The 18,319-nt window shown below is 64.7% G+C and carries 10 protein-coding genes and 5 tRNA genes; 10 read left to right on the forward strand and 5 right to left on the reverse strand.

Annotation, left to right across the window (positions count from 1 at the left end; translation table 11 throughout):
* Positions 1-100: 100 nt before the first annotated feature.
* Entirely contained in the window at positions 101-2,017 is a 1,917-nt protein-coding gene (edd, locus tag ACCQ07_RS11235; RefSeq protein ID WP_008576679.1) for a phosphogluconate dehydratase, read from the forward strand.
* Positions 2,018-2,069: 52 nt separating this feature from the next.
* Complete coding sequence (locus tag ACCQ07_RS11240; RefSeq protein ID WP_008576680.1) at positions 2,070-2,729, forward strand: bifunctional 4-hydroxy-2-oxoglutarate aldolase/2-dehydro-3-deoxy-phosphogluconate aldolase; 660 nt, start codon at positions 2,070-2,072, stop codon at positions 2,727-2,729.
* Between the two features lie 450 nt (positions 2,730-3,179).
* Here the strand turns inward: ACCQ07_RS11240 and ACCQ07_RS11245 are convergent, their stop codons facing one another.
* The 3 genes from ACCQ07_RS11245 to ACCQ07_RS11255 are packed head-to-tail and all read right to left on the reverse strand — an operon-like array spanning position 3,180 to position 10,902.
* Complete coding sequence (locus ACCQ07_RS11245) at positions 3,180-6,266, reverse strand: efflux RND transporter permease subunit (protein ID WP_372363333.1); 3,087 nt, start codon at positions 6,264-6,266, stop codon at positions 3,180-3,182.
* Complete coding sequence (locus ACCQ07_RS11250; RefSeq protein WP_372363334.1) at positions 6,263-9,772, reverse strand: efflux RND transporter permease subunit; 3,510 nt, start codon at positions 9,770-9,772, stop codon at positions 6,263-6,265. The genes ACCQ07_RS11245 and ACCQ07_RS11250 overlap by 4 nt, the downstream gene beginning before the upstream one ends.
* Positions 9,769-10,902, reverse strand: coding sequence for an efflux RND transporter periplasmic adaptor subunit (locus ACCQ07_RS11255; RefSeq protein ID WP_008576683.1), 1,134 nt, complete (start codon positions 10,900-10,902; stop codon positions 9,769-9,771). Before ACCQ07_RS11255 ends, ACCQ07_RS11250 begins: the two co-directional genes overlap by 4 nt.
* 204 nt (positions 10,903-11,106) lie before the next feature.
* Between ACCQ07_RS11255 and ACCQ07_RS11260 the strand changes: the two genes are divergently transcribed.
* From ACCQ07_RS11260 to ACCQ07_RS11285, 6 genes are all read left to right on the forward strand, one after another.
* Positions 11,107-11,499, forward strand: a complete 393-nt coding sequence (locus ACCQ07_RS11260; protein ID WP_218491481.1) for a c-type cytochrome — start codon at positions 11,107-11,109, stop codon at positions 11,497-11,499.
* 8 nt (positions 11,500-11,507) lie between these two features.
* Entirely contained in the window at positions 11,508-11,969 is a 462-nt protein-coding gene (locus ACCQ07_RS11265; protein WP_029819508.1) for a c-type cytochrome, read from the forward strand.
* 91 nt (positions 11,970-12,060) lie between these two features.
* Positions 12,061-12,136: transfer RNA gene (locus ACCQ07_RS11270), tRNA-Ala, on the forward strand.
* 47 nt (positions 12,137-12,183) lie between these two features.
* A tRNA-Glu gene (locus tag ACCQ07_RS11275) sits at positions 12,184-12,259 on the forward strand.
* Between the two features lie 751 nt (positions 12,260-13,010).
* Positions 13,011-13,086, forward strand: a tRNA-Ala gene (locus ACCQ07_RS11280).
* Between the two features lie 47 nt (positions 13,087-13,133).
* Positions 13,134-13,209 (forward strand) — tRNA-Glu (locus ACCQ07_RS11285).
* Positions 13,210-13,504: 295 nt separating this feature from the next.
* Here ACCQ07_RS11285 and ACCQ07_RS11290 read toward each other — a convergent pair.
* Complete coding sequence (locus ACCQ07_RS11290; RefSeq protein ID WP_003482805.1) at positions 13,505-13,681, reverse strand: hypothetical protein; 177 nt, start codon at positions 13,679-13,681, stop codon at positions 13,505-13,507.
* Positions 13,682-14,053: 372 nt separating this feature from the next.
* Positions 14,054-14,140 (reverse strand) — tRNA-Leu (locus ACCQ07_RS11295).
* Between the two features lie 138 nt (positions 14,141-14,278).
* On the opposite strand from ACCQ07_RS11295, the gene ACCQ07_RS11300 reads away from it, so the two are divergent.
* Both ACCQ07_RS11300 and ACCQ07_RS11305 read left to right on the forward strand, forming a co-directional pair.
* Positions 14,279-14,659 (forward strand): response regulator, encoded by a 381-nt coding sequence (locus tag ACCQ07_RS11300; RefSeq protein ID WP_011347430.1) that lies wholly within the window; start codon positions 14,279-14,281, stop codon positions 14,657-14,659.
* 655 nt (positions 14,660-15,314) lie between these two features.
* Positions 15,315-18,263, forward strand: coding sequence for a PAS domain S-box protein (locus ACCQ07_RS11305; protein ID WP_503255947.1), 2,949 nt, complete (start codon positions 15,315-15,317; stop codon positions 18,261-18,263).
* Positions 18,264-18,319: the final 56 nt, after the last annotated feature.

Below are 18,319 nucleotides of genomic sequence, written 5' to 3' on the forward strand. Positions count from 1 at the left end.
CAGCCGATGCGATGCGAGTCCCTCGAAAAAACCCGCACATCCATGTGCGGGGAATTAAAAGAGCATTTCCTTCCCCCCTGTTTCTCATAGCCGGTAGCCAATGAGCCTGCATCCGAATATCCAAGCCGTCACCGACCGTATCCGCAAGCGCAGCGCTCCCTCGCGCGCGGCGTATCTGGCCGGTCTCGATGCTGCCCTGCGTGAGGGTCCGTTCCGTAGCCGCTTGAGCTGCGGCAATCTTGCGCATGGCTTCGCTGCGTCCGAGCCGGGCGACAAATCGCGCCTGCGTGGTGCGGCCACGCCGAACCTGGGCATCATCACCGCCTATAACGACATGTTGTCGGCACATCAGCCGTTCGAACACTACCCGCAGCTGATCCGCGAGACTGCCCGCGCGCTCGGTGCCACCGCACAGGTGGCCGGTGGCGTGCCGGCGATGTGCGACGGCGTGACCCAGGGCCGCGCCGGTATGGAGCTGTCGCTGTTTTCGCGCGACAACATCGCCCAGGCGACAGCCATCGGCCTGAGCCACGACATGTTCGACAGCGTGGTGTACCTGGGCGTCTGCGACAAGATCGTGCCGGGCCTGCTGATCGGTGCGCTGGCGTTCGGCCATTTGCCGGCGATTTTCATGCCGGCCGGGCCGATGACGCCGGGCATTCCGAACAAGCAGAAGGCCGAAGTGCGCGAACGCTACGCCGCTGGCGAAGCCACGCGCGCCGAGCTGCTGGAAGCCGAGGCCTCGTCCTACCACTCGCCGGGCACCTGCACCTTCTACGGCACGGCCAACTCCAACCAGGTCTTGCTCGAAGCGATGGGCGTGCAGCTGCCCGGCGCCTCGTTCGTCAATCCGGAGCTGCCGTTGCGTGATGCGTTGACCCGCGAAGGCACCGCGCGCGCATTGGCGATCTCGGCGTTGGGCGAAGATTTCCGCCCATTCGGTCGCCTGATCGACGAGCGCGCCATCGTCAACGCCGTGGTCGCGCTGATGGCGACCGGTGGCTCGACCAACCACACCATCCACTGGATCGCAGTGGCGCGTGCGGCCGGTATCGTGCTGACCTGGGACGACATGGACCTGATCTCGCAGACGGTGCCGCTGCTGACGCGCATCTACCCGAACGGCGAAGCCGACGTGAATCGCTTCCAGGCCGCGGGCGGCACGGCATTCGTGTTCCGCGAGCTGATGGACGCCGGCTACATGCACGACGACCTACCCACCGTGGTGGAAGGCGGCATGCGCGCCTACATCAATGAGCCGCGCCTGCAGGACGGCAAGGTGACCTACGTGCCGGGCACTCCCACCACCGCCGACGACAGCGTGGCGCGTCCGGTCGGCGATGCCTTCGAATCGCAAGGCGGGCTGCGCCTGCTGCGCGGCAATCTCGGTCGCTCGTTGATCAAGCTGTCGGCAGTCAAGCCGCAGCATCGCAGCATCCAGGCGCCGGCCGTGGTGATCGATACGCCGCAGGTGCTCAACAAACTGCATGCTGCCGGCGTGTTGCCGCACGATTTCGTGGTGGTGTTGCGCTACCAGGGCCCGCGCGCAAACGGCATGCCGGAGCTGCATTCGATGGCGCCGCTGCTGGGCCTGCTGCAGAACCAGGGCCGGCGCGTGGCATTGGTCACCGACGGCCGCCTGTCCGGTGCCTCGGGCAAGTTCCCGGCCGCAATCCACCTGACGCCCGAAGCGGCACGCGGCGGCCCGATCGGGCGCGTACGCGAAGGCGACATCGTGCGCCTGGACGGCGAAGCCGGCACCCTGGAAGTGCTGGTCTCGGCCGAAGAATGGGCATCGCGCGAGGTTGCACCCAATACGTCCGTTGCCGGCAATGACCTGGGCCGCAATCTGTTCGCCATCAACCGCCAGGTCGTCGGCCCCGCCGACCAGGGCGCGATTTCGATTTCCTGCGGCCCGACCCATCCGGACGGTGCGCTGTGGAGCTACGACGCCGAGTACGAACTCGGTGCCGATGCTGCCGCTGCGGCAGCACCGCACGAGTCCAAGGACGCCTGATCCCCTTCCCTCTCTGCGGCCGCTCCGGCGGTCGCCGTCACCCGGAGTTGCAATGACGATTGCCCAGACCCAGAACACCGCCGAACAGTTGCTGCGCGATGCCGGCATCCTGCCGGTGGTCACCGTGGACACGCTGGACCAGGCGCGCCGCGTCGCCGATGCGCTGCTCGAAGGCGGTCTGCCCGCGATCGAGCTGACCCTGCGCACGCCGGTTGCCATCGATGCGCTGGCGATGCTCAAGCGCGAGCTGCCCAACATCGTGATCGGCGCCGGCACGGTGCTCAGCGAGCTGCAACTGCGCCAGTCGGTGGATGCCGGTGCAGACTTTCTGGTGACCCCGGGCACGCCGGCGCCGCTGGCGCGCCTGCTGGCGGATGCACCGATCCCGGCGGTTCCAGGCGCGGCCACCCCGACCGAGCTGCTGACGTTGATGGGCCTGGGCTTTCGCGTCTGCAAGTTGTTCCCGGCCACCGCCGTGGGCGGTCTGCAGATGCTCAAGGGCCTGGCTGGCCCGTTGTCCGAGCTCAAGCTCTGCCCCACCGGCGGCATCAGCGAGTCCAACGCCGCCGAGTTCCTGGCGCAGCCGAACGTGCTGTGCATCGGCGGCTCGTGGATGGTGCCCAAGGACTGGCTGGCGCAGGGCCAGTGGGACAAGGTCAAGGAAAGTTCGGCCAAGGCGGCGGCGATCGTGCGGCAGGTGCGTGCAGGCTGACGCGCTGACGCCATCTCCAGCGGGTTGATCGTTGGATGACTTCGAATCTGTACGCCGATACAGATGTACGGATTCGCTAAGGACGGCATTGGAGATCGAGTGATCCTGCATGACGGCGATCACTGCAGTGTTCGCCCGTAGGCCGAAAAAAATCTTTCGAAGCATCCTTGAGCGCGGCTTTTCTGCTCGAGGTCATGGCGATGGCACACCGATCTGCTCGAAGCCACGGCAATGACATACCGAAGCGGCAGCGCGGCCGGGGATCGGCGGAAAGCGGCACACGGATGTGTCGTGCCGAAGAGCCGATCCCCGGCTGCGCTGTCGCCCCTTACCGGAGCCGCTGATTGGCGGCCAGGTGCTTTGGTTGTCGTACGAGCCGAAGGAAGCAACCGTACCCTCACCCCCAACCCCTCTCCCGGGGGGGGAGAGGGGCTTAACGCCTTACCTCGTTCACGATTCCAACGCAGCGCTCGACCGCCTCTCCTTCGGCACACCACGCGCACGCTGTACCAGCGCAGCCGCACCGCTGCTCATGTCGTCGAGGATCGCGTAGATCGTCGGCAGGAACAGCAGGCTCACCACCGTCGAAAACGCCAGGCCGCCGGCGATGGCGCGCGCCATCGGGAAGTACGGTGGGCCGTCGCTGAACATCGTGGTGCTGGTCAGCGAGATCGGCACCATCGCCAGGATCGCGGTGCCCATGGTCATCATGATGGGCCGCAAACGCTCGCGTGAGCCTTCGACCAGCGCCTGCGTCCGCCCCATGCCGCGGCGGCGCAGATTGTTGATGTGCTCGATCATCACGATGCCGTTGTTCACCACCACGCCCATCAGCACCAGGATGCCGATGAAGGACATGATGCCGAACGAGGTACCGGTGATCCAGAACAGCCAGAACACCCCGAAGATCGAGAACAACACCCCGCTCATGATCGCCGCCGGGAACAGCAGCGATTCGAACACCGCGGCCATCACCACATAGATCATCACCAGCGCGATCACCAGATTGAACACCATCTGGTTCATCGCCTCGCCGTCGTTCTGGTAATCGCCGCCGTCGAAGGTGTAGCTGTAACCGGCCGGGAAACTCATCGCCTTGAGCGGCACTTCCATCGCTGCGCGCGCCTCGGGCATGGTGACCTTTTCGGCGAGATTGGCCTTGATCGTCAGCGTCGTCTGCCGATTGGTGCGCCCGATCTGGGTGGCGGCCGGACGGATCTGCACCTCCACCAGACTCAGCAACGGTACGCTACGGCCGTCCTTGGTGCGCACGGTGAAGCTGGCCAGATCTTCCGGCTTGCTCTGCTCGGCGCCGGCAAACCGCACCCACACCGGCACCTCGTTGTCGCCCCGGCGGAACTCGCGCAGCGGTGTACCGCGCAACGCCAACCCGACAAAACTGGCCACCTGCTCGGCACTGAAGCCGAAGGCAGCCGCGCGCTCGCGATCGACACGAATCGCCAGCTCGCTGGTGCGGTCGCCCGTATCCACATGCACATCACGCAGCTCCTTGCGCTGCGCTAGCAGTGGAATCACATCGTCGGCCAGCGCTTTCAGTGCATCAGTCGAATCGCCGACCAGCTGCACCTGCACGCCCTGGTTGCCATTGCCGCCATCGCCCTGATTGCCGATGCTGTAATCGGCACGCGCAGAGCGCGGCAGCTCCTTGCGGATTTTTTCCAGCAGCGGCGGCAGGTCCTTGACCTTGCTCGCATCGAAGGTCACCACCGTATTGCTGCCTTCCACTTCGCTGAACCACGAATAGATCTGCGTGATGTGGTACCTGGCACGATTGGCTTGGAGATAGTTTTCGACACGGCCGATCTCTTCGCCCAACTGCTCACGTGTGTACGAACCTTTCCACTGATACTGGATAAAGGCTTCGTTGCCCCCGTCGCCACCGAACATGTCGACCTTGGTCAACTTCATGGGCACCAGGCTGATCGCGCTGACCAGGATGATGCCGGTCACGCTCCAGCCGCGGTGCGCCAACGTCCACGCCAGCACCTTGGCGTAACGGCGCTGCAGCCGCGCAATCACGCCGTGCTCGGAGGTCACCATCGGCGGCGTTTTCATGCGTGCAGACAACATCGGAATCAAGCTGATCGCCACCAGCCACGACGCCAGCAACGACACCGAGATGGTGATGGCGATCTGCGCCATGAAAATGCTGATGTTGTTGGTTTCGCCAAACAAATTCGGCACGAACACGATGCAATGGCACAAGGTGCCGGCGCTGAGCGCAATGGCCACGCTACGTGTTCCCAGCAGCGCGGCAAGCTGCGGTTGATCGGGCATGCGCTCGCGTTCCTGGTAGATGCTTTCCACCACCACCACCGCGTTGTCCACCAGCATGCCCACTGCCAGCAGCAACCCCATCATGGTCAGGATGTTGAGCGTGACCCCGACGAAATACATGAAGCCCAAGGTGATGGCGAAGCAGATCGGGATCGCCAACGTCACCATCAGCGTCGATGGCCAGTGCCGCAGGAAGAAGAACAACACCGTGATCGAGAGCAATAGGCCCACCGCGCCGGCTTCGGCCAGTTCGGCCAGCGACGAGGTCACCGCCTTGCCCTGGTTGTCGATCACCTTGACCTGCACATCGCGCAGCGCCGGTTGGGCGCGGATGTCTTCGACCTCTTTCAACGCCGCCTTCGACACCTCCACCAGATTGGCGCTGCGTTCCTTGTAGACATCCAGGCCGATGGCCGGGCGCCCATCCAGGCGCCGGCCATAATTCATGCGCGTCGGCTTGAGCCGCACCTCGGCGATGTCGCCCAGCCGCACACCTTTGGCATTGAGCACCAGCTCGCGCAATTCCTGCAGGTCGCGCAGCTCGCCGATTGGCTGCACCCGGATACGCTGGCCGTTGTCGTCGATCTGGCCTGCAGACACCGAGAAATTCAGCTTGCCCAAGCGCTCGCTCAGATCGTTGAGGCTGAGGTCGTGCGCGGTGAGCCGATCCGGTGCGATCGCGATCTCGACCTCGTTCGGCGGCGCACCGGAAATCTCCACCTTGGCCACGCCGGGGATGCGCTCGATGCGCCGCTTGAACTCGCGGTCGAGCATGTCGTACGCGCCGGTCAGATCGGTCTGGCTGGCCAGGCGCACCTTGAGCACCGGCTCGTCGCTGCTGGACCACTTGAAGACGTGGAAGCGCTGCAGATCCTCCGGAAAATCGTCGCGCACCGCATCCAGTCGCTCGCGCGCATCGGATGCGGCGATGGCGATATCGCGGTCCCAGTCGGAGAATTCGATGAAGATGTTCGCGCCGTCTGCGGTGGCGGTCGAGCGCATGCGCTTGATGCCGGTCATCGTTGCCAGCGCTTCCTCGGCCGGCCGCACCAGGTTGCGCTCCACCTCGTCCGGCGTGGAGCCGGTGTAGGGCAATTGCACGAACAGGAATGGCGCGGAAATATCCGGCAGCGCCTCCAAGGGCAGCCGGAACGCCGCGATCAAGCCCACCACCACCAGCGACACGAAGCACATGATGGTGGTGACCGGGCGACGGATGCTGAATGCGGCAACGCTCATAGCGCCCCCAGTCCGTCGGCGTTGCTTGCCGCCTGTGCACGTTGCCCGGCCATGCGCCTGCCGCGCTCCAGGTAGTACGCATCGGCACGGCGATCCAGCAGGTCGTACACCACCGGGATGACCAGCAAGGTCAGCAAGGTCGACACCAGCAACCCGCCGATCACGGTGATCGCCATCGGTGCACGCACCTCCGCGCCCTCGCCCATCGCCACCGCCAGCGGCAGGAAGCCGAACAACGTGCACAAGGTGGTCATGATGATCGGCCGCAGGCGCGAGCGCGCACCTTCGATCAGCGCCTCGCGCTTGGGCACGCCGTCTTCGCGCAGCTGGTTGACCTTGTCGATCAGGATGATCGCGTTCTTGGTCACCAGGCCCACCAGCAGGATCAGGCCGATGAACACCACCACCGAGATCGGCTTGCCGGTCATCAGCAGGGCCAGCACCGCACCGACCATTGCCAACGGAATGGTGAACAGAATGACGAACGGATGCAGCAGCGACTCGAACTGCGAAGCCATCACCAAATAGACCAGGAAGATCGCCAGGCCGAACGCGAACAACAGCGACTTCACCGATTGCGCCAGCTCCTCGCCCTGCCCGCCGATGTGCATGCCCACGCCGGCAGCGAGCGGGTCGTTGCGCACCATCGTTTCCACTTCGCGTACCGCGCCGCCCAGGTCGATGTCCTTCAGGCTGGCCGACACGATCGCCACGCGGGTCTGGTCGGCACGATGGATCTCGCTCGGCCCCGTCGTCGCCAACACCTCGGCAACGGCCGCCAGGCGCACCGGCCGGCTGCTGCCCGGGTTGACGATCAGCTGACGGATCGCATCGACACTGGCGCGATCGGCTTGTTGGGCACGCACCAGCACATCGATCTTGCGGTCACGGAAGCTGTAGCGCGTGGCCACATCGCCACGTACCTTCTTGACGATGACATCGGCGATCTGCCGCGTGGTCAGCCCCAAGGCACCAGCGCGCTCCTGGTCGAAACGGATCTGGATCTCCGGGAAGCCCTCTTCCACCGTCGATTTGACGTCGGCGTAGTGGCCGTTGGCGCGCAGCATCGCGGCCAACTTCTGCCCGGCGCGTTCCAGCTCGCCCAGATCCTGGCCGCGCAGTTCCACTTCCAGCGGCGTTGAAAAACTGAACAACGCCGGCCGCGCGAAATCCACCTGTGCGCCCGGGTGCCCGATCATGCTGCTGCGCAGCCGCTCGGTCGCCGCCGCCTCCACTGCCGGGCTGCCGCCACCTGCCATCACCACGGTGAGTTTGCCGATGTTCTCGCCGCTCTCGGTGGGGTTGGCATCCAAGCGCGTGCCGCTACCGCTGACGCCGTACAGCGAGGCGACGCCCGGGTCCTTGTCGTGCGCCAGCTGCAACTCGCGCACCACTGCATCGGTCTGCGCCAGCGGCGTGCCGGAAGGCAGTTTGACGGTCATTTCGAAGCGATCCTGCGCCAGCTGCGGAATCAGATCCGCGCCCAGCATCGGCACCAGAAACACCGTCCCGATGAACGCCGCCGCGGCCAGCCCCAGCACCAACCAGGGACGCCGCAGCGCCGCCGGCAACATCCCCAGATAGCCACGCTCGGCACGGGCATACGGCGCCATCGCCAGGTCGCTGGCCTTGCGCATCACCGGCCCCACCACGCGGCTCAACCCGCGCCACACCTTCACCACCGCCCACGCCGCACCGAAGAATGCATAACGCACGCTCGCACCCGCGCCGCGCCGCCCGGCCGCCACCGGCTTGAGCCAGCGCTGCTCGGGCCGCCAATCCGGATGGCTCGGCTCGTCCGGGAACGCCATCGGCGGCGCGCCCTTGAGCGAGCTCAGCATCGGAATCAGCGTCATCGACACCACCAGCGAAATCGCAATCGCGATCGCCACCGTCAATGCCTGATCGCGGAACAGCTGCCCGGCGATGCCTTCGACGAACACCAACGGCAGGAATACCGCAATGGTGGTCAACGTGGACGCCATCACCGCCATGCTCACTTCGCGGGTGCCGGCGATGGCCGCGTCCAGTACGCTCAGGCCACGCTCGCGTGCCTTGGCGATGCTCTCCAGCACCACGATCGAATCGTCCACCACCAGGCCGGTGGCCAACGCCAGCCCGCCCAGCGACATCACGTTGAGGCTCAACCCCAGCTGGCCCATGAAGAAGAACGTGGTGATGATCGACACCGGCAACGACAGGCTGATCACGAACGTGCTCCAGCCATCGCGCAGGAACAGGAAGATGATCAGGATCGCCAGCACGCCGCCAATCACCGCATCTTTTTTGACATCGCTGATCGCATGCTCGATGAAGTGCGATTGGTCCTCGATCGTGGTGATTTCCACATCGCCCGGCACCGTCGCCTTGAGTTGCTCCAGGCGCTTGCGCAGCGCCGCGGCGGTGGACACGGTATTGGCATCGCCTTCCTTGTAGATCGCCAGCTCCACCGCTTCCTTGCCGCCCAGGCGGATGATCGCCTCGCGTTCCTTGTAGCCCTGGCGCACCTGCGCCACATCCTTCAGCCGCACCGGCATGCCGCCGGCGATGCTGCTGCTGGACGAGGAGGAGGTGCTCTGCACTTCGGCCGCTGCCGCCAGCGCCGCCTGCGAACCGGTGGACGCCGCAATGGCGTACATCTGTTGCATCGCCGCTTCGGCCGCGCCGCCACTGCTGCTTTGGGTGGTCACCAGCATGTTGCGGATCTCGTCCAGATCCACGAACTGGTTGACCGTACGCACCAGGTAACGCTGCGAGCCTTCTTCCAGCCGACCGCCGGAGATGTTGACGTTCTCCTCCTTGAGCCGGGTGATCACGTTGTCGATCGGCAGATTGAGCTGCGCCAGCTTCTGCTGATCGATGTCGACCTGGATCTCGTCTTCCAGCCCGCCGCCGACCTTCACCGCTGCCACGCCGGCCACCGGTTCGAGCTTCTTTTTCAGGTCTTCGTCGGCATAGCGACGCAAGCCGGTGAGCTGGCGGATCGCATCGGTATCGGAGGCCGGCGCCTGCTTGGGCGACAACGCCAGCCGCATGATCGGCTCGGTGGAAGGATTGAAGCGCAGCAGTACCGGCGGCTTGGTTTCCAGCGGCAGCGACAAGGCCTCCATCTTGTCGCGCACCTCCAGGCTGGCCTGGTCCATATTGGTGCCCCAGGCAAACTCCAGCACCACATCGCTCTGCCCTGTGCGCGAGATCGACTTGAGCTTGCGCAGGTTCTTGACCACCCCGACCGCTTCTTCCACCGGCTCGGTCACCAGCGTTTCGATTTCCGCCGGCGCCGCGCCGGTGTATTCGGTGCGTACGGTGAGCGTGGGATAGCTCAGATCGGGCAGCAGATTGACCTTGAGGCTGCGTAACGCGATCAGCCCGAACAGCAGCATCGTTACGGTGATCATGGCGATGGTCACACGCCGCCGCGTGGCGAAGGCCACCAGGCCACCGCCGCCAGGCAGTGGTGCGTGCGGATCATGCACGGGTCCGTGCGGGTTGCCGTTCTCGCTCATGCGTGCGTCTCATCATGTGCGGGCGCAGCGGCCTTGGTCGCGACCGGCTTGCGATCGGGTTGGCCGATCACCTGCACCGCAGTGCCGTCGCGCAGCGCCACCTTGCCGGCAGTCACCACCTGGTCGCCTTCCTTCAGGCCCTGCCGCACTTCCAGCCACGGCCCCTCGGCATAGCCCAGTTTCACCGGCACCCGGCTGGCCTTGCCGTTGCGCACTACGAAAACTGCCGGTTCGCCGTCGTCCAATAACGCCAGGCGCGGGATCACCAATGCGTCCTTGCGCTGGTCGTAATCGATGCGGATGCGCCCGAACATGCCCGGCTGCAACGCTTCGGCCCCCTGGCCGAACGCGCAGACCACGCGAAACGTGCCGCTGCCCGAGTCCACCACCGGCGCGATGCGATCCACCTTGCCGACGAATTGTTGGCCCGGTAGCGCATCGGCCAGCAAGGTCACCGGCTGGCCCGACTTGAGCGTGGCCAATTCGCGTTCGGGCACATTGAGCGTGGCCTCCAGCTGCGAATCGTCGACGATGCGGAAGATCGGCGTATTGATCTGCACGAAGTTGCCGGTCTTGATCGAGCGCGATGCGATCACGCCGGAGATCGGCGCCTGCACCGTGGTGTACGACAGCTCCAACGATGCAAGCCGGTGCTGCGCACGGCTGTTTTCGACATCGAATTTGAGCTGGTCCACATCCGCGGCGCTGACCAACTGCTGCCCTACCAACTGGGTGGCGCGGCGATAGCTGTTTTCCAGCTTGCGCAGCTGGGCTTCGCTCTGCGCCACCGCCAGATGCGCGCGATCCGGATCCAGACGCACCAGCGCCTGGCCCGCCGACACCTTCTGCCCCTCTTCCACCATCACGGACAGTGCAACGCCTGAGGTCTTGGCCACCACCTGCGCTTCGGCGCGCGGCTCCAGCGCGGCGGTGCCGGTGTAACTGGCGGCCACCGCACGGCGCGCGGCCTTGGCGATTTCCACCGGCACCGCATCGACGGCCTTCTTTTCCTCGGCGGTCTTGGCCTGGCCCTCTCCTGCCTTGCAACCGCCCAGCAGCAGGCTCGTGGTGATCAACAATGCAGCGGCGCAGGTTCCGCTGCGACCCGGCAAGAAGGAGAGTGGCGACATCGTCGTGTCCTAGTGGATGCGTGAACAGGTGTTGTAGGCAAGTAGACCACCCAGATGCACATGCCGCCAATGCGCCAAAGGTCATGGTCTATTCAACTTTGCCTATTCACCCGGTTTGCGCCGCGCCAAATCGCAGGCATACTCGGTCCGGTTCCGTCACGCCCCCACGTGCGGACGCTCAATCAGTCTTCCGGATACGAAACCATGCGCCCGCAGCCGCTCGCCGCTTGTCTCGCTCTGGTCGTCTTCCTGCCGTTTGGGGGCGCATCAGCAACACCGCAAGCCACACCCGCAGCTCCGGCCCCCGCGGCACCTGCTGCCGCGGTGGCAACCCCTGCCGCGCCGACCGGCAACCCGTCGAATGGGCGCTTGCTCGCCTATACCTGCCAGGGTTGCCACGGCGTCACCGGCTATAAGAACGCCTACCCCAGTTATCGCGTGCCCAAGATTGGCGGCCAGACCAGCCAGTATCTGACCCAGGCGTTGACCGAATATCGCCAGGGCAAGCGCAAGCATCCAACCATGCAGGCACAGGCGCAGAGCTTTTCCGAGCAGGACATCGCCGACATCTCCGCCTTTCTGTCCACCCTCAAATAAGCGCCCACATGCCGAACGCCCTGCACGCTCCGCGTCTAGCCATCGTCCTGGTCGCTGCCCTGATGATGGCGGCCTGTTCCCAATCCCAGGTTGAGTCCACCGACGATTCCGCTGGCGACCCCGGCCACGCCAGCGGCGAGCACGGCTCCGGCTCGTCGGCAGGTCTGCCCACCGGCCGCGCCGACGCCGGCGACAAACTCGCCCATGCCAAGGGCAAGGCGACCGGCCAGAGCTGCGTGGACTGCCACGGTGCCGATGGCAATGCGCCGATCGATCCCAGCTATCCCAAACTGGGCGGCCAATACGGCGACTATCTTGCGCATGCGCTGCAGGCCTACCGTAGCGGCGACCGTCAGCATCCGTTGATGACCGCCCAGGCCACGGCGCTGAGCGATCAGGACATCGCCGACCTGGCGGCGTACTTCGGCGCGCGTCAGACGCAGTTGCGCGATCTGCACGGCGTCAACTGAGTGCGATGCGAACGTCGCACCGTCTCATTCGGAATGAAAAAGCGCTTGCGCGAACGTTAACAGGCCGCTATCATTTCGTTCTCAGTTTCGTGGGGCCATAGCTCAGCTGGGAGAGCGCCTGCATGGCATGCAGGAGGTCGGCGGTTCGATCCCGCCTGGCTCCACCACTTCAGACATTAGGCCGTCTCAAGTGGACAACGAGGTTTTGATATGCGTCCCCATCGTCTAGAGGCCTAGGACACCACCCTTTCACGGTGGACACCGGGGTTCGAATCCCCGTGGGGACGCCAATCATCCAAAAGCCCCGGCACTGCCGGGGCTTTTTTTTGTCTGTCACCAGGCCGAATCCGGTTCTGAGCGACGTTGGGCATGATGCCTCGGTTCATCGCCATGATGCAGCGGACAGAAAGAGTTGAATCTCTGCCGCGGATGGCACAGCGCTTGGTGTGCACATCGATACGCACGCACTGCTGTTCGGCAGGCCACTACTGCTGCCAACACCCGCTCGATCCAAGCGCTTGACGAGTTTCGGCACGACTCAAGCGTATGCGCATTCGCGCGCGCACATAATTTTGCTGTCGATGTCCCTGCCCGCCTTGCGGTTGTCACGTTGCCAGAAGCGTCGCGACAGATTGCCGCGCCAAAAACGCAATGTGCGCGATGGTCGCGCTCACGCATGCCGTGATGACGGCGAGCACGGGACGCGAATCCGGTGTTGCTTGTAGACGAGATGCAGCGGACTTGACGCGCGACCCGGCGCGGCAGTTGCTCGCGAATCGATCGCTGTCGAAGTGAGTGCAAACTCACATCGGCGCATCCAGCGCGCCGATATCGTCGTCGCTGCAATCCACTGCACGCCCCGAACACCGTGGACTTATGGCGCTTCATGCACTCCAGCTGCGCCGTTGCTGTTCAATCGCCGCGCTCGACGCATGCGGCCCGGCAGTTCGCCCGGCGGCTGCGCCCTTGCTACAACTTTTTTGCCCAGACCACTTCCCATCGCGCGGCGATGTCGCTATGATTGCCGGCTCGCAGCAACGCGGGGCCATAGCTCAGCTGGGAGAGCGCCTGCATGGCATGCAGGAGGTCGGCGGTTCGATCCCGCCTGGCTCCACCACTTCAGACATTAGGCCGTCTCAAGTGGACAACGAGGTTTTGATACGCGTCCCCATCGTCTAGAGGCCTAGGACACCACCCTTTCACGGTGGACACCGGGGTTCGAATCCCCGTGGGGACGCCAATCATCCAAAGCCCCGGCACGGCCGGGGCTTTTTCTTGTCTGTCCCTAACCTTCGTCTCAGACGTATTTCGAGGCCATTGCGGGCTGGGACCAGTGGCGCGCAAATGCATTTCACTGGCGAGCCTTGTATTCAACTCCCCGCTACGCACTCGCAAGCCATTACATCGCTGACCAATCGTCTCGCCACCTCGCAATGCGTTCGGGGCGTGTCGCAGGCCCCATCGCACGCTAATGCGATGAGTAAAACCTCCGTCCGATCTCAAGGCCAGCCACGCAGTGCACGGTGCGAAACACCTCAGGTCTGCCCACTATCCAGCGCCTTGCGGCCCTCGTGCGTCAGGTCGATGTCGCCATCTTCAGCTTGCGTGGCATAGCCGGCGCGTACCGCCCAGTTTCCCTCTTCGTCGGCCACCGGCTTGGTGTCGTGGATGTCGCGCAGGATGCGCAGCTGTTGCGAAGCATCGAAGTCCATGGGGTCACCCGCTCAAAAGAGACTCCCACGGTACGCAAGCAGCGTGATGGTCGCGTGCCTGCAACGTCATCCATTACCTGCGCACTGCACGGCGCGCGGCAGTTGCGTGCCTGATGCGTGGCGTGCCGATGGACGAACTCGAGCGATCAGCATCTGCGCCACGCAGATGCACTGCAAACAAATTGCTCCTGACGCCAGTCGTGCATCGCGCGCCAACCACGCCGTCGCTTCGCGCTCCGTTCGACCGCACTGACGGTCACCAGCCTCGCTGGTCGCGCCGCATCAACGAAGCCCCACGCCCTGCCGAACGGCACACAGCAAAAAGCCCCACCGGACTTCTCCAGAAGGGCTTTCGCTGGTACTGCAACAACCTGGTGCCGAAGGTGGGACTCGAACCCACACGCTTTTAAGGGCGGCGGATTTTGAGTCCGCTGCGTCTACCGATTCCGCCACTTCGGCGTGGCCGCGCAGTATAGCGACTTGTTGTTGAAACGAACAGTGTCAGTTTGCGCCTGACGAATTCAGGTGCAAGCGGGGTCTGCAGCGCTGTGTCCAGGCAGTCCCGATATACTGGCCGACTCAGTAAAGGAGTAAGCAATGTCGGTGTTGCGTGGAGTTCGGGTACTCGTGGTCGAAAACGATGACATGAATGCCATGCTGCTCGACCTGCAGCTTGTTCAGGCGGGTGCCGTCGTCATCGGCCCGGTCGGCGAAGTGCGCGATGCCCTGCAGCTGATCAGCGCCGAGCCACCGGATATCGCAGTGCTGGACTATCGCCTGGGTAACGGCGAAACCAGCGAACCGGTCGCACGCCTGTTGTCGGAGCGCGGTATCCCGTTCGTGCTGGCAACCGGCGTGGCCATCGGCAGCATCCCGAGTGGATTCGAACGTGGTGTCATCCTGATCAAGCCCTATCTGTCCGAAGAACTGATCGGTGCATTGTCCAAAGCGCGCGAGTTGCGCGGCGCTGAGGGCTGAGCAGCAGGACCGGGCGCCCTGCCGGTGCCACTGCCAGGTGCGGCACGCCTGCCCTCTCTCTAACACCTTATCCTTCTGCCACAGACGCATTGTGTTGCCATGTGCCGGCAGCGATTAGCTGAATCGCCGGTTCCGCGGCGCTGCCGGTGCAGGCCGGTTGCTACTAGAATTTGCCATCGAAGAATGACGGGCGGGTCGCTGGATGGATATCGCCGTGTCGCCGTTAGCCGGCTTGCTGCCGGAGACGAGCGAAACTGCAGCATTACTGGCCGCTTCCGTGCACGCTGCGGACGCGCTGTTGGGCGACAGCCCCGCGCTGCGCACAGCACTCTCGATCTGCCTGCATGCGCAAGTTCCGATGCTGCTCGTATGGGGCCGCGACGAGCGCTGTATCTACAACGATGCCTGCATTGCACGACTGGGACCGCACCACCCGGCGGCATTCGGGCAGCCGCGTGCGGCGCTGACATATGCATCCAATCGCGATGGCGATGACGAACCAGCCGCGGCAATGGCCCTGGAGCTGGAGCGCTGGTCATGCAGCCCAGTGCTGCAAACGGGCGAGCAGGTAGGCGCGCTCTACATCGGCGTTGCGGATTCGACCGCTGACGTCAGCGAACAACGTCGCAGCGATAGTCGCGACAGTTTTCTATTGATGCTGGAAGACGCACTGCAGCACGTGTCCGATCCGCGGCAGATCATCGACACCAGCGTGCGCCTGCTTGGCGAGCATCTGCAGGCGAACCGTTGCGCATTCGGTCTGGTCGCTGCCGATGGCAGCACCATGCATGTCATCAGCGACCATGTGCAGGACATGCCGAGCCTGCAAGGCGACTTCCCACTGGAGGCCGCACAGGGCCTGCGCGATGCGCTGCTGGCGAACCGCCCCTGGTTCACGACCGATGCGATGGCGCCGGGTGCGCCGGACTATGTGGCCGAGCAGTACCGCCGCTCCGGCTTGCGCGCCTCGCTGGCCATTCCGCTGCACAAGCACGACCGATTGGTGGCCGCGATCGGCGTCCATCAGCGCGCACCGCGGCGCTGGCTGTCGGCGGAGATCGAACTGGTGCGATTGGTCGTGGCACGCTGCTGGGAATCGATGCAACGGGCCAAGGCGCAGCAGCAACTCGCGGCCAACGAAGCGCGCCTGCGCCGCCTCGCCGATACGCTGCCGCAGATCATCTTCATTGCCGATCCGGACGGACGACCGCACTACTTCAACCAGCGCTGGTACGAGTACACCGGCCTGGATCCTTCCAGCAACGAAGATGCCGCCTGGCACCGCGCGCACACCGCCGATGGTCTGCGCCTGTCCGAGCAGGCGTGGAGCCTGGCATTGAAAGGCCAGCGCGCTCTCGAGGTGGAGTGCGAACTGCTGCGTCACGACGGGCAATCGCGCTGGCACCTGGTGCGCGCGCTCCCGGTGCGCGGCGACGATGGCAGCATCAGCGAGTGGATCGGTACCTACACCGACATTCATGACCGGCGCGCATTCGAGCAGCAATTGCGCGAAAGCGAAGTGCGCTTCCGTGCGCTCTGCGAGACGGTGCCAGCGATGATCTGGATGGCCGACGCGCAAGGCGATTGCGTGTACTGGAATCCGCGCTGGTACAACTTCACCGGACAGGGGGAAGACCAGGCACTGGATCAGGGCTGGTGGGATGTGATGCATCCGGACGATGCAGCACGCGTGCGGCATGCCTTTGAACAGGCACTCGAGCAACGCGGCGAATTCCTCGCCGAATACCGCGTGCGCCGCCACGACGGGCAATACCGCTGGTGCATCGACACCGCATCCCCGCACTTCGCCAGCGACGGACGGTTTCTTGGGCACATCGGCTCGCTCACCGACATCTCCGAACGCAAGCACATCGAAGATGCCACCGCTTCGGACCGCGCAATCCTGAGTTTGATCACCACCGGCGCACCATTGCCGGTGGTGCTGGATGCGATCGCATTGAGTGTGGAGGCACGCGGTGAAATCCCGTTTTACTGCTCGGTGATGGTGCGCGATGAGGTCCGCCACACCTTGAGTTTCGGCTCGGCACCGCATTTTCCGATCGAGTACCGCGGGCACTTCGAGCCATCGCCGATCGGGCCGGAGGGGCCGCCGTGCGCCCTGTCGGCGCACCTGGGTCGTCAGGTGATCTGCAGCGATCTCCAGGCCGATGCAAGCTTCAGCAGCCACCATGCGATCTCGGCAACGATGGGCATCGCCGCGTGTTGCGTTACCCCGATCCTGGCCAGCAACGGGCAGGTATTGGGCACGCTCAATATCTACTACGACCGCCCTCACCTACCGTCCTTGCGCGAGCAGGCGATGGCGCGCTCGGCCTCGCACCTGGCCGGCATCGTGATCGAACGCACCCGGGTGGATGCCAAGCTCAAGCTGTCGTTGCAGGCGGAAACCGCCGCGCGCGCGCAGGCCGAGCATGCCAACCGGGTCAAGGACGAATTCCTGGCCACGCTCAGCCATGAGTTGCGCACACCCCTCAACGCGATCCTGGGTTGGTCGCGGTTGATGCAATCGGACATCGCCGATCCGGCCAATCTGGGCCGGGGCCTGGTGATCATCGAACGCAGTGCGCGCGCGCAGACGCAGATCATCGACGACCTGCTGGATATGAGCGCGATCCTGTCCGGCAAGATCCGCCTGCAGGCCGAGCATTTCGATATCGCCGGGTTGGTGCGCAGCGTGCTGGAACTCATGCAGCCGACCGCGTTGGCGCGCAAGATCGCACTGGAGCTGGATGCGCCTTGCGATGGCGAGCTGTGGTTCTTCGGCGATGCCGGGCGGCTGCAGCAGGTGCTGACCAACCTGCTCAGCAATGCGCTGAAGTTCACCCCTGCCGGCGGTACGGTGCGAGTGGCGATGGATGTCGAAGACGAGCGGCTGCGCCTGTGCGTGCAGGACACCGGAATCGGCATTGCGGCGGATTTCCTGCCGCATGTGTTCGACCGTTTTCGTCAGGCCGATGCAGGCACTACACGGCGCGTGGGCGGCCTGGGGTTGGGCCTGTCGATCTCGCGTCAGTTGGTGGACCTGCATGGCGGCAGTCTGGGCGCCTCCAGCGCGGGCGAAGGCCAGGGCGCGCTATTTACCATCGTGTTGCCGTTCCAGCACGGGGTCAGCGATCTGCGGCCTGCCTCGGCAGACACTACCCACGTGGGCGCGCTGCCGGACGAGTGCCGCGACCGCCTGGCTGGCGTGCGCGTCCTGCTGGTCGACGACGATCAGGATTCGCGCGAAGCGGTGATGCAGTTCCTGATGCTGGCCGGGGCGCAGGTGCAGGCTGCCGGGTCGGTGGACGCGGCCGAGCACTGCTTGGTGAACGCGCACTTCGATGTATTGGTCAGCGATATCGCGATGCCCTTGCGCGATGGCTACGACTTGATCCGCACCGTGCGCTCGGGCCGCGCCGATCTGCCGCGGCATATTCCGGCCGTCGCCCTTACCGCCTATGTCCGCGAAGAAGACCGCGACCGCGCGGTAGTAGCCGGCTTCGATGCGCACATGGGCAAGCCGGTGGAACCACCCGGCCTGGTCGACCTGATCGAACGCTTGATCTTGCCCACGCGCGCGGTGCGGGCTGCAGTGGAATAGAAGTGGAGTAGCAGTGGAGCGTGCTCGGTCGATGACTTCGTCACCGATCGGCACAC

The sequence above is a fragment of the Xanthomonas sp. NCPPB 3583 genome, assembly GCF_041475715.2.
GTDB lineage: Bacteria > Pseudomonadota > Gammaproteobacteria > Xanthomonadales > Xanthomonadaceae > Xanthomonas > Xanthomonas euvesicatoria.

Coding starts and splice junctions, on each gene's coding strand:
- edd (WP_008576679.1), top strand. CDS start 101: ATGAGCCTGCATCCGAATATCCAAGCCGTCACCGACCGTATCCGCAAG.
- ACCQ07_RS11240 (WP_008576680.1), top strand. CDS start 2,070: ATGACGATTGCCCAGACCCAGAACACCGCCGAACAGTTGCTGCGCGAT.
- ACCQ07_RS11245 (WP_372363333.1), bottom strand. CDS start 6,266: ATGAGCGTTGCCGCATTCAGCATCCGTCGCCCGGTCACCACCATCATG.
- ACCQ07_RS11250 (WP_372363334.1), bottom strand. CDS start 9,772: ATGAGCGAGAACGGCAACCCGCACGGACCCGTGCATGATCCGCACGCA.
- ACCQ07_RS11255 (WP_008576683.1), bottom strand. CDS start 10,902: ATGTCGCCACTCTCCTTCTTGCCGGGTCGCAGCGGAACCTGCGCCGCT.
- ACCQ07_RS11260 (WP_218491481.1), top strand. CDS start 11,107: ATGCGCCCGCAGCCGCTCGCCGCTTGTCTCGCTCTGGTCGTCTTCCTG.
- ACCQ07_RS11265 (WP_029819508.1), top strand. CDS start 11,508: ATGCCGAACGCCCTGCACGCTCCGCGTCTAGCCATCGTCCTGGTCGCT.
- ACCQ07_RS11290 (WP_003482805.1), bottom strand. CDS start 13,681: ATGGACTTCGATGCTTCGCAACAGCTGCGCATCCTGCGCGACATCCAC.
- ACCQ07_RS11300 (WP_011347430.1), top strand. CDS start 14,279: ATGTCGGTGTTGCGTGGAGTTCGGGTACTCGTGGTCGAAAACGATGAC.
- ACCQ07_RS11305 (WP_503255947.1), top strand. CDS start 15,315: ATGCTGGAAGACGCACTGCAGCACGTGTCCGATCCGCGGCAGATCATC.